Genomic DNA, 11,379 nt, shown 5'->3' with positions numbered 1-11,379 from the left:
CCGCGCGGTGTTCTAGCGGAGGCAGCGGCATGAGTGCGCGTTTCGGCAGGCTTGCTTGGCTATGGCTCAGCGTGCTGGTGCTGGTCCTCGATCAGGCCACCAAGCATTACTTCGAGGCCAACTTCAGTCTGTACCAGAAGGTCGACGTGATTCCGGGCTATTTCGCCTGGACGCTCGCCTATAACACCGGTGCGGCGTTCAGCTTCCTCGCCGATCATGGTGGCTGGCAGCGCTGGCTGTTTGCGGTGATCGCGATTGGCGTAAGTGCTGTGCTGGTGGTGTGGCTCAAGCGTCTGAAGCCGAGCGAAACCTGGCTGGCAGTCGCGCTCGCTCTGGTTCTGGGCGGCGCGATTGGCAATCTTTATGACCGCGTGGTGCTTGGCCATGTGGTCGATTTCATTCTGGTGCATTGGCAGAACCGCTGGTACTTCCCAGCGTTCAATATTGCCGATAGCGCCATCACTGTGGGCGCCGTGATGCTGGCGCTGGACATGTTCAAGGGCAATAAGACCGGAGAATCCGCATGACTGAACAGCGCATTGGGCCGGACAAGGAAGTCACCCTGCATTTCGCGCTTGGCCTGGAAACGGGCGAGCTGGTCGACAGCACGTTCGACAAAAAGCCCGCCACCTTCAATGTTGGCGATGGCAACTTGCTGCCGGGCTTCGAGCAGCAACTCTACGGGCTCAAGGCAGGAGACAAGCGCACCCTGCAGATTGCTCCGGAGCTAGGCTTCGGTCAGGTCAACCCGCAGAACGTCCAGGTGATGCCGCGCAGTCAGTTCGCCGGTATGGAGCTTTCCGAAGGGCTGATGGTCAGTTTTCAGGACGCTGCGCGTACTGAGTTGCCTGGCGTAGTGAAGGCTTTCGACGACAATCAGGTCACGGTCGATTTCAATCACCCGCTGGCCGGTAAGACCCTGACGTTCGAAGTTGAGATCATCGACGTCAAGCCAGTCTAGTTATGAGGTAGGTCAGCCGACTGCGCTGGCCTACCTCTTCCGCCCTCAGGGCTGGATCGCGTTACACTCCCTCGTCTTCAAGCTTCCGCGTGCCGAGACCTCATCTATGCAAATCAAACTCGCCAATCCTCGCGGCTTCTGCGCGGGTGTAGATCGCGCCATCGAAATCGTCAACCGCGCCCTGGAAGTTTTCGGTCCGCCGATCTATGTGCGGCATGAAGTGGTGCACAACAAGTTCGTGGTGGAAGACCTGCGGGCGCGCGGTGCGATCTTTGTCGAGGAACTGGATCAGGTGCCGGACGATGTTATCGTCATTTTCAGTGCCCACGGCGTTTCCCAGGCAGTTCGGCATGAGGCAGAGAAGCGCGGCTTGAAAGTCTTCGATGCCACCTGTCCGCTTGTGACCAAGGTGCATCTAGAAGTCGCCAAGTACAGCCGTGACGGACGGGAGTGCATCCTCATTGGCCACCACGGGCACCCCGAGGTCGAGGGCACCATGGGGCAGTACGATTCGCGTAACGGCGGTTCGATCTACCTAGTCGAGGACGAGGAAGACGTCGCCCAGTTGCAGGTGCGCAATCCCGAGGCGCTAGCCTTCGTCACCCAGACCACGCTGTCGATGGATGACACTAGCCGCGTCATCGACGCGCTGCGCAGCAAGTTTCCAAGCATCGGTGGTCCGCGAAAGGATGACATCTGCTACGCCACACAGAATCGGCAGGATGCGGTCAAGCAGCTCGCTGACGAGTGCGACGTGGTGCTCGTTGTCGGCAGCCCCAACAGTTCCAACTCCAACCGCCTGCGCGAACTCGCGGAGCGGATGAGCACGCCTGCTTATCTGATAGACGGTGCCGAAGACCTCAAGCAGGAGTGGTTCGCTGAACACGCCCGCGTCGGTATCACCGCGGGCGCTTCAGCCCCTGAAGTGCTGGTGCGCGGCGTGATTGAGCAACTGCGGGAATGGGGTGCTACGGGGTTGGACGAATTGGAAGGGCGGCCGGAGAACGTAACGTTCTCCATGCCGAAGGAGTTAAGGGTGAGGCAGGTATAAGTGAATAAGCAGAAACCAGCCACGTACCCGGTTTCTGCTTGTGCAGTCTTATTTCCAGCATTGCTCCACTGATTTGGCATCCGAACCGGTGGCGCTGCGGCCCTTGATACCAATTGCGTTCAGCGTAAGGTTGCCGCAAGCCGGATCGCTGAAGGGCAGGACCGGTGTTGCGGTCAGAGAATAGCCGCCGTCATTGGCTACGCTGGAGACCGCTACGTGGTAATAGCTTTGTTCCGAGCGGATGCGAGCAGTTGCTCCCGAGCCTGTGATCTTCGATGAATCGCTAACCAACTGTCCGATGTTGTTGTTGGTTGTCACGTAAGCGCTGTTCTGCGCATAGAAACGCTCCTGCCGCGCAGCCATTTCCTGCAGCAGCGCCATGCCTTCGGCGCGCTTGCTGCGATTCAGATATTCCGTGTAGTTCGGGTATGCGATGGCGGCCAAGATGCCCAAGATTGCCACCACGATCATCAACTCGATCAGGGTGAACCCGCGCTGTTCAAACTTGTTCATTGATATTTCTCCGGAACGATATGCCAGCTCTGGCGACCGCTGCTGTTGGGGTCGTCGCCAACGGTTGCGGGATCGGCTGCACCGTCACTGCCAAAGACCTGATTGCCGGGAGCCAGAGTAAAGCCACCAAGGGCAGGGAAGCGCATGCCGGACACGACGTCTTCACCAAACTTGTCGAGATTGTCCACGATGCGGTCTGCGTTCAGGTCGAGTACGTTGAAGCGGGTGCGTCCGCCACTGAAGGCGTCGATCGCGTATAGCCAGGTGTCGGCGCCTGCCTGGCAGGGGTCCTGGTTAGGAGTCAGGCTACTGAAAAACAGGATGGAGCCGCTGGCGGTCATATTATTGATGATCATCTCGCCCTCCAGTTTATTCGCGACCGCCATATCCAGCGCCCAGCCCCATTGATTGACATTCTCATCATTTCTGGTATCCAAAGGCGGCTGGCCATCAGCAGGAGCCTTGTACCACTGAGGCAGTCCGGCGCTGAGCAGGCGGACATCGCGAGTAGCTGTAATGGCTTTTGCTGCGTCCTTGAACGCTGCGCTCTTCTCCTCCTTGCTGAACGATTGCAGAAATAAGTTACTCCGCTTCTCTGCGCGTCGCGTCGCGGTAGAGGTAGTCTGCCGTTTGGTATGGCGATCCCAGATGCCATAGAGCGTCATAGCGCGGCTGGTATTGACGTTGGCGTCGCTATGTTCGAAGTACTTTCCCGTACCTACCAAAACCAGATACCCCAGGCCGCCTGGGTGGCGAACCAGCGATGGCTGAATGGTAATGGGCTGTCGCTTGCCATCTGTATCGCTGGCAACGAATAGAGGCTTTTCACCATAGGCCAGTTTGAAGTCGTTCTTGGTGGTGCTGGCAACTTGGTCATTGGTGCGGGCAAAGGGGTCGCCGGTTGTTGGCGTATCTGAACTGCCAGATGCCTTTACCAGATCAAACCGCCAGAGGTTGCCTTGCAGGTCGCCGGCATAGGCGTAGTCCACTAGGCCGTCGCCATTGTTGTCAGCGCCCCGTACGCTGGAAAGTCCGTTGGGGAGCGTGATGTCGTTTTCAGTCACCTCGGGTACGGTGATCTTTTTGATCAATTTCCCCGTCTTTATGTTGATGATTAGAAGTGCTGCTCTGTCCTGTGTGCTGTCATAACCATTAGCCTGCAACACTGCCCACTCGCCGGTATGCAAACGCACGATTTCCGGCTGTGCGAATGTGTAGCCAAGGTCCTCATCGGTAGTCGAATCAAACTCCCAGAGGAGTTTTATATTTTCCGGATCGGTAACGTCGAGCGCGAACAAAGCCTTGCCGCCTGCGCGCAGGGTACCTATCAGAACGGTGCGCCAGCCCTCATCGTCGCCCAAATAGACGTCGCGGACGATCGGCGTGCCATCGACAAAATAATGATGCTCGCCGCCGCTGTAGTTCTTGCCGGTGAGGCGATAGAGGTTTTTGATCACTTCGGTGGGAATAAAGGCGAACTCTTCCACTCCGGTAGCGGCATTGAAGCCGTGCAGCATGCCGTCGTTGCTACCCACATAGATCATTTCTTTGCGTTTTCCGGAAACTACCGCGTTCGTCTCTGAGTCGGTAACAAGCTTCCGGTTATCCTCGCGGAACTCCGTATAATTTTTGTAGCTTTCTCCTCTGTCTGGCTTTTCGATGGCATCAGCTAGGTACGCCATGTAAGCGGGCGTGCCCACCACCACCGGACTGGAGTTGATAATATCGCCGATTACTGTGCTGCTATTGCGTCGGCGGAAGCTTGTTTCGTTGTCCCCTTCGATGCTGCGATTGCCGCGGATGTAGTCCACTCGTTCCGAGCCGCGGTTATCCTTGGCGCCTACCAGGCTTTCGGGGTTGATATTGAGCAGTCCTTGCAGATCACCGAGATTGCTCCAGTTGAAAGCTTTTAGTTTACTGCTTGTTGTTTCGGCGCCAGCCATCATAATTTTACGGTTGTTGGGGCTACTGGTTGTGCTGGTCCAGAGCTTTTTCGTCTGGCCGGCAGCCAGCGTGGTCTTGCTTAGCTCCCCGCTCCAGTCTTCGCTGGAGAACTGAGTCGCATAGACGTTGCTTTGCAATGAACCGCTGGCATTATCGGTAACGAAGGACGCCGATACAGCGGGGCGGGCGGCAGTTGTAGTGCGCTCGGCAATGCGGTTGAGGATATCCTTGAATGCCTTGACCATGTCATCTGGACTGTCGACGCTGAAGAACTCTCCGCGGGAGTTGATCGCGGCATGCCAGAGGTCGTAAACATTATTGGCATTGCTTGCGGACGCAGCTGGCCACTTTGCTGTGCCGGCTGCGAGGCTGGTATAGCCTGAGCCGCCAAAGGTATCGCCCGTCCAAGGGATGCCCGCCGCATTCAATGAATTGCTCAAGCCCAAGCCCATGGTGTAGTTGACCATGTGCTGCCAGGTGGCAGGATTGTTGCGGGGGTCCCAGAACTGTTTCTCTAGGTCAGTATTTTTGGTGTGGATATAGGGTTTCAGGTCGTTCGCCAGCGAGCTGCGCAGATCGGTAGCCCAGTAGTGCATGGCGATGTCGGCCAGCGTCCCTGTCGTGGTTTTCGCATCGTTGCCGAACGGTGCTTTCTTGCCATCGTAATTGTACTGCGTGTCTCCGGTCGCTCCCGGTGTAAAGGTGGCGCCGTCATGCCTGGTGATGCCGCTGGGAAACGAGCTGTCGTTCCACATGCCATCTGTCATCAGTACATGGAAGCTTGGGCGGCAAGCATGTTGCGGATTGGTAACAGTTGTCCCCCGACCTCCGTTACTGGTCATTGGGTTAGGGGTATGCGCCCAAGGGGTAGCCTCGGTGTAGAACTCGCCGGCCCGCTTTGTTGCGGCCAGAAGGGGAGTGCTACTGTTGAACTTCACGCCTGCCAGCCAGTTGAGGAAATTGGCTTTGTGGCGAGGGCTGAACTCCCTGAAAAAGTTCGTACCGCAACCGCTGGAGTTCAGGTTGTTACATACATCCAGTGTTTGCCAGGTAAGCCGGGCAGAAGAGGCTAGTTCATTGAACGCCAGGTTGGCAGCGCTGACGGTGGCCAGGGCGCGAGTTCGATAAAATGAATACCAGATGGCGAAGTTCTCTCGCTCGTCAGCTCCTCCTGGACCGGAGTTGGCTGATACGAAGACCGGGCGATGACACGCGTCGTTGTTTTTGTCGGCGTTGCAGCCGGCAAGAGATGGATCGTAAGTATAATAGTAGGCAGGTACGGCAGTCTGAGTTCGGTTTCTGGTTATTCTGTAAGAGTTGCCGCTGTTGCGTGTGCAAGTAATGCCCGATGTGCTTGGGGTAATCGTGCAGTTGTTGTTGCTGTTTCTGGTGAAGGTGTGAGTTGTGCCTAGTATCTCTCGCGTGACTGGGGTTCCGACTGTTAGGTCTAAATTCTCAAAGCCGCCAAAATCATTGATAGGGTTTTCCGAAAGATTGTAAATCGTCCCCGTTGGAGCCGCATAGCTGATTGATGAAGTGTAGTCATAGGTTACCGCTCCGTCGGTACTGAAATTCCAAGATACGCGATAACTGTTGCTCAGGTTGATAGAGCCATAAGACGTCTGAAAACCGTTGTGATAGGCCGTTGTAAAGCTGGTGCTGTAACCAGTGGAAGGCGTTGAGCCGTCGCTGTTCAGTTTGATGGGCAGGCGATACTTGACGTTGGGGTTGTAGTACATCGGATTGGTGCTGGCCGACATGCCTCTGCGTTTGTTACGCAGGTTGCTAGTGCTGCCTTCTCGACCTGAATCATCAGGCGCAAAAGCCCAGCGCATACTACCGGAATCATCCAGCGTAAAAACAAGATTGGGCGCCACCGTCTCGCTCAGTATCAGAGGCTTCTGGCTAATATTCAATGCTGCTGCACTGGCGCTCAGGGTTCCAGAGAAGTAGAGAAAGAAGCCCAGCGTGCTCAACAGGCTTTTTGTTAAAAAAAGGGGCGAAGCGTTCATGATTGTTCCCTATATAACTTGGCGAGCGAAGTTATTCTTCGTGCTCTATCCTTCCCTTGGAATTCAGGGCGACGGTTGAGCGAACTGCACTGTTCAGATTGTTGTTATTGGCGATGCCGTTGATTTCATAGCGAAACACGCCTATGCCGAGCAGCATATTTCCATACTCGGGGTTTTCCGATTGACCTAGCAGTTCACCGCCAGGAGCGGTTTGCGCATACCAAGTAGCGTTACCGGGAAGCTCGGTATCATCGTCGGGTGAATAGACTTGAGTGTTATCCGTATTTATTGCGTACTTGGCTTCTCCATGAAGCAGGCATAGCTTTCCGGGGTCGATGCCCTGGCAGTCGCTTGTTGGCTCATGGGGGCCATGCAAAAGGGTGCGACGCTCCCCATCCCTGACGCTGGCCTCGGCCACGTTGAGCAGTTGCTTTTGCTCAATCAGGTTGCCGGTGATGCGTGATTCAAGGCTGACCTCGCGCATGTTGGCGATGGCCAGAACCGTGATGATCAGTAGAAAGATCAGCGCTATCAGCAGGCTGACGCCGCGTTGTTGGTGTTGATTGAGTCGGTGGTTTTTGCGGCTCATGGCATCAGATTCCTCATGCTGGTGCTGCTGGAAAGCATGGTGTAGAGGCGTTTGTCCTCGGGATCGTCACCGAACCAAAATTTGTAGGCCGCACTGCCGGGGGTCTTGGCAACTTCGGTTGGGCTTGCCGTCAGAATGGAGAACTGCACGGCGCGGATAATGTCGTCAGCGCCCGGCTCGGGGTCGTATTTGCTGATGCGCTTCTCTTCATTGTTATTTACGCCATAAACGAAGCTCAGCTCTTCGATGTCGCTGGCAATGGGCTGACCGTTGCAGGTGAGATTCCCGTCGGCGAGGTCGAATATTTCCGTCACCGGCTCAGAGGAAACATAAGGGGCGGGAATATTGTCGATATTGTCGCCGGCACAATCACGAGCATCCGGGAAAGCTGGTTGATAGCGGATGCAGAACGATGTGGCGCTCAGCCGCTTGACCACCTGTCCGGCGCCCATCTGTCCGCATGCGCCGATACTGTCGTCGGGAAAGGCTGTCTCCATGGCTTCATCAGGTGCGCGACGGTAGCCTGTCTTGGCGAGCGTCTGCTCCAGCAAAAGGATGGAGAAGCGAGCGTTGTCGATATTTTGTCCCTGACTTTGCTGAAACAGCGTGTTCTCGCGGTTGTCGAGGTAGACCTGCGTTATGCCGAGAATTAGGAAGCTGCTTATAAGCAAAGCGACCATCAGCTCAATGATCGAAAGGCCATGTTGCTTGTGCATGGTCAGAGTTCTCCGCGCAGGCGCAGGGTGCAGATGAAGGGGTCGGTGCCATTGCCGCAACGCTCGCCGTTGGAGCGCCAGGCGATTTGGACCTCGATGGTCGAGCCGTCGTCAGCTACGCAGGCTCCGGCTTGCACTGATCGGCATGCGTAGAAGTTGTTGCGTACGGCTATCGGCTCAGTTCCGTCGCCATTGGCGCCAGGCATGAGCATCCGCGCCTTTTCGCTCCAGCACGCAAGCTGTTCGGCAACGTCGGATACTTCCACTGCTTCTCCTGAACACTCTCCGTCGGTTTGGAGTTTTTCGATCAGGTAGTCATCACGCCCGCCTGGATTGGCACGCATTGTTTCCAGCAGTTCGGTGGCAAGCATGATGGCGTTGTTGCGGGCTACCGAATCCGAAGTGAATTGAATGCCTCGGCCCTGCATGGCAACCAGGGCGAGCATGCCGATGGTTAGAAGCACCAACGTGACCAGTACTTCGATCAGGCTGAACCCTCGGTTGTTGATACGCTTGTTCATGGTTCACAGTCCTGCAGGTCATTACCGTTTTCATCCTTGCCACGACGTATCAGGCGGGTATTGCCGCTGGGTTGTACGGTAATCAGGTGGGCGAAGGCCGGGTTGTCGTCACGGCAGACAACGAAGCGAGCAGCTTCGGCTGAGCCGTTGGCGTTGAAGGTGAGAGTGATAGGTGATGACAGGCTACTGGCAACACTGGCGTGATCTGGATTGAGAGCCTCCTGGCGCAGCACCGTGTCGTCCAACGCGTTGGCCACGATCCAGTCATTGGCACTGTTGCTCAGGCTAATAGAGGTGCGACGTACCACGGCCTGTGAGCGAGCGAACTGAAGCAGGCTGTTTAGCGTCTGCGCTTGTGCTTCGATCTGATTGTTTGCGACCAAACGGGAGAGATTTGGTATTGCAATACCGACTGCGATGGCCAGAAGCGCAAGTACGATCATTAGCTCGATGAGTGTGAATCCATGCATGTCTCTGCGGCGTGACATGTTGCGCTCCGTTTGTATTCTTGAGCGGATAATGATTCGGCTTGGGTGTTTTGTCCGTTATGCCGGGATGGCCGGTGCGTTTGTCGAGATGACCGGCTGTCGGCGCGATTATCAGGCTTGCGAGAGGGCTTCGGCGTGATCGGGGCCATGCTTTGACGTCTTGCCGCTGTTTGTTAGGGCTTGCACAGCGAGGCCTTACTCGCGTCGTCTGCCGCGGTGCCCTGTCTCAGTCGGCCCTGGCGGCTAAGAATCAATTGCCAGGCGATGCGCTGTTTGTAGCACTGGTAGAAGCGGCCATTGCTCCATGGGCTGGTTCCGTTTTCGTAGAACCGTATTCGCTGATCGCCGAAGCCAATCCAGCGGAGTTCGTCGGCGGCGGGCAACTGAGTAACAGCGAGTATCCGTCCTGTCGGTTCAGTCCGGGTCAACCAGCCGTTGCGCCAGTCACTAGTACAGTTAGTCTTATCACTGGTGCCACAAACAACAACCATCTGCCGGTCAAGGACTGCTTTGGTGCGGGCCTTCTGGATCGCATCCTGCACTTGATTGAGTAAGGCTTGTTGCTTGCTGCGAGCAATAAGGTCGGCCATCGCCGGCACGGCTATGGAGAAGATAAGGGTGAGGATCGACAATGTGACGATCAACTCTACAAGCGTGAAGCCTTGATTTCGGTTCGCCATAGTGCGGTTCCTTTGCACGTATGATGCTCAGCCGTCCTGGCTGCTGTTTGTGTACTGGCGTTTGCGAGATACACAGACGCTCTTTTAAAGCAGCCTGCCCGTCAGTCCAAGCGAGGACGGGCAGAAATGTGAACCAGATGGTTGGAGAGGCGTGTGAATCAAGAAGTGATCGTTGTCGGCGGCGGGGTCATCGGGCTGCTGTCGGCCTATCGTCTGGCAGCAGCCGGCAAGTCGGTGTTATTGCTCGAATCCGGCAGCACTGGCAGCGAGGCCTCTTGGGCGGGTGGCGGGATCGTGTCGCCGTTGTATCCGTGGCGCTATAGCCCAGCCGTCACCGCGCTGGCGCACTGGTCGCAGGATTTCTATCCGCAGTTCGGTGAGCGGTTGCTGGAGGAAACGGGCGTTGACCCGGAGGTTCATGTAACTGGCCTTTATTGGCTGGATTTGCACGACGAGGCAGAGGCGTTGAGTTGGGCTGAGCGCTATGGCCGGCCACTGACGTCGGTATCGATGGGCGCGGTGCGCCAGGCCGTGCCTTCGTTGGGTGATGGCTACGAGCGTGCCGTTTACATGGAAGGTGTCGCCAACATCCGTAATCCCCGTCTGCTCCGAGCCCTGCGCGAAGCGCTGCGGCAGCTGCCTAACGTAACTGTTATCGAGCAGTGCCCAGTCGAAGGCTTCCTGCGTGATGGAGCGCGTGTAGTGGGCGTGCGGACGGGGCAGGGCGAGATGCGGGCGGATCAGGTGGTTGTGGCTGCAGGCGCCTGGAGCGCGAAGCTGCTGGCGACGCTGGGGCTGGAGATTCCGGTCAAGCCGATGAAGGGGCAGATGATCCTCTTCAAGTGCGCCGAGGATTTCCTGCCGAGTATGGTGCTGGCCAAGCGGCGTTATGCGATTCCGCGGCGCGACGGCCATATCCTGGTCGGCAGCACCCTGGAAGATGTCGGCTTCGACAAGACGCCCACGGAGGATGCGCTGGAAAGCCTCAGGGCGACGGCGATCGAATTGCTACCGGCGCTGGCTGACGCGCAAGTGGTCAAGCACTGGGCCGGATTGCGTCCGGGCTCGCCGGATGGTGTGCCTTATATAGGACAAGTCAACGGCTTCGACGGGCTTTGGTTGAACTGTGGACACTTCCGTAACGGGTTGGTGCTCGCGCCGGCGTCCTGCCAGCTGTTGGTCGACCTGATGCTTGGGCAGGAGCCGATCGTAGATCCGACGCCCTATGCACCGACTGGGCGGATAAGTGGTCAGACGGGCTGATCGCCATTCGCCGCCCCGATTTCGCGGGTGGGCCCGGGTTTCGTTAGCCGTTAGCGGACTCAGCTCTGCTAGCCGACTCGCATTGCTGGTAAATTAGCCGGCACTTCGGCTCTGCCAGGCAGAGCCCGATTCGCGAGTGAGGTTTGCGTGGCGAAAAAAACCACTTCTCTAGCCGGCCTGAGCGGGTTGGTCTATTCCACCGATGCCGGTCGGCATTGCCCTGAATGCGGTCAGCCGCAGGATAGTTGCGTCTGCAAGCAGAACCTTTTGCCTGAAGGCGATGGCATTGCGCGCGTACGCCGCGAGAGCAAGGGTAGGGGCGGCAAGACGGTGACGACCGTGAGCGGTGTGCCACTGGCCGAGAACGAGCTCAAGGAGCTGGCCAGTGCGTTGAAACGTCGCTGCGGCACGGGTGGTGCGCTGAAGGAAGGCGTCATCGAGATCCAGGGTGATCACGTCCAGCTACTGATCGACGAGCTGACCAAGCGTGGCTTCAAGGCCAAGAAGTCTGGCGGCTGAGCGCTGCTGTGATACCTCTCATCAATTTTCACCATTTTCTGCATATCGGCTGTCGAAGCCGCATAGCCTTCGCCGGGAGCCTCTGCTCGCTGCGAAACAGTCAATTTCTTCCGGGAGGCCTC

At 57.0% G+C, this 11,379-nt stretch carries 12 protein-coding genes; 5 read left to right on the top strand and 7 right to left on the bottom strand.

Translation table 11 applies throughout. The features are described from left to right. The first annotated feature begins 29 nt into the window (after positions 1 to 29). The 3 genes from lspA (at position 30) to ispH (ending at position 2,012) form a co-directional block, all read left to right on the top strand. On the top strand, positions 30 to 527 hold the full coding sequence (gene lspA, locus SM130_RS17460; RefSeq protein ID WP_102824805.1) for a signal peptidase II: 498 nt from the start codon (positions 30 to 32) through the stop codon (positions 525 to 527). Then, positions 524 to 961 (top strand): FKBP-type peptidyl-prolyl cis-trans isomerase, encoded by a 438-nt coding sequence (locus SM130_RS17455; RefSeq protein WP_102824806.1) that lies wholly within the window; start codon positions 524 to 526, stop codon positions 959 to 961. Before lspA ends, SM130_RS17455 begins: the two co-directional genes overlap by 4 nt. 106 nt (positions 962 to 1,067) lie before the next feature. After that, positions 1,068 to 2,012: a 4-hydroxy-3-methylbut-2-enyl diphosphate reductase gene (gene ispH / locus SM130_RS17450; RefSeq protein WP_102824807.1), complete on the top strand. Its 945-nt coding sequence runs from the start codon at positions 1,068 to 1,070 to the stop codon at positions 2,010 to 2,012. A gap of 48 nt (positions 2,013 to 2,060) precedes the next feature. Here the strand turns inward: ispH and SM130_RS17445 are convergent, their stop codons facing one another. The 7 genes from SM130_RS17445 to SM130_RS17415 form a co-directional block, all read right to left on the bottom strand. Next, positions 2,061 to 2,525, bottom strand: a complete 465-nt coding sequence (locus SM130_RS17445) for a type IV pilin protein (protein ID WP_102824808.1) — start codon at positions 2,523 to 2,525, stop codon at positions 2,061 to 2,063. Further along, entirely contained in the window at positions 2,522 to 6,481 is a 3,960-nt protein-coding gene (locus SM130_RS17440; RefSeq protein WP_256044923.1) for a pilus assembly protein, read from the bottom strand. The genes SM130_RS17445 and SM130_RS17440 overlap by 4 nt, the downstream gene beginning before the upstream one ends. Before the next feature lie 31 nt (positions 6,482 to 6,512). After that, positions 6,513 to 7,070: a pilus assembly PilX family protein gene (locus SM130_RS17435; protein WP_102824809.1), complete on the bottom strand. Its 558-nt coding sequence runs from the start codon at positions 7,068 to 7,070 to the stop codon at positions 6,513 to 6,515. After that, positions 7,067 to 7,786 carry a prepilin-type N-terminal cleavage/methylation domain-containing protein gene (locus SM130_RS17430; protein ID WP_102824810.1) on the bottom strand — a complete coding sequence of 240 codons (720 nt, stop codon included), beginning with the start codon at positions 7,784 to 7,786 and terminating at the stop codon, positions 7,067 to 7,069. The genes SM130_RS17435 and SM130_RS17430 overlap by 4 nt, the downstream gene beginning before the upstream one ends. A 2-nt stretch (positions 7,787 to 7,788) precedes the next feature. Then, positions 7,789 to 8,307 carry a type IV pilus modification protein PilV gene (gene pilV / locus SM130_RS17425; RefSeq protein ID WP_102824811.1) on the bottom strand — a complete coding sequence of 173 codons (519 nt, stop codon included), beginning with the start codon at positions 8,305 to 8,307 and terminating at the stop codon, positions 7,789 to 7,791. Then, positions 8,304 to 8,795 (bottom strand): GspH/FimT family pseudopilin, encoded by a 492-nt coding sequence (locus SM130_RS17420; RefSeq protein ID WP_102824812.1) that lies wholly within the window; start codon positions 8,793 to 8,795, stop codon positions 8,304 to 8,306. The genes pilV and SM130_RS17420 overlap by 4 nt, the downstream gene beginning before the upstream one ends. Positions 8,796 to 8,968: 173 nt before the next feature. Further along, positions 8,969 to 9,475 carry a GspH/FimT family pseudopilin gene (locus SM130_RS17415; RefSeq protein WP_102824813.1) on the bottom strand — a complete coding sequence of 169 codons (507 nt, stop codon included), beginning with the start codon at positions 9,473 to 9,475 and terminating at the stop codon, positions 8,969 to 8,971. A gap of 153 nt (positions 9,476 to 9,628) precedes the next feature. On the opposite strand from SM130_RS17415, the gene thiO reads away from it, so the two are divergent. Then, a complete protein-coding gene (thiO, locus tag SM130_RS17410) occupies positions 9,629 to 10,738 on the top strand; it encodes a glycine oxidase ThiO (RefSeq protein WP_102824814.1) in 1,110 nt (369 codons plus the stop codon). A 147-nt stretch (positions 10,739 to 10,885) separates the two neighbouring features. Next, positions 10,886 to 11,257, top strand: coding sequence for a translation initiation factor Sui1 (locus SM130_RS17405; RefSeq protein ID WP_102824815.1), 372 nt, complete (start codon positions 10,886 to 10,888; stop codon positions 11,255 to 11,257). Positions 11,258 to 11,379 lie beyond the last annotated feature (122 nt).

It is taken from the genome of Stutzerimonas stutzeri (assembly GCF_038561965.1).
Classification (GTDB): Bacteria; Pseudomonadota; Gammaproteobacteria; order Pseudomonadales; family Pseudomonadaceae; genus Stutzerimonas; species Stutzerimonas stutzeri_AA.
Note: the sequence above shows the minus strand (reverse complement) of the source record. Positions and strands in the feature narration are given on the sequence as shown.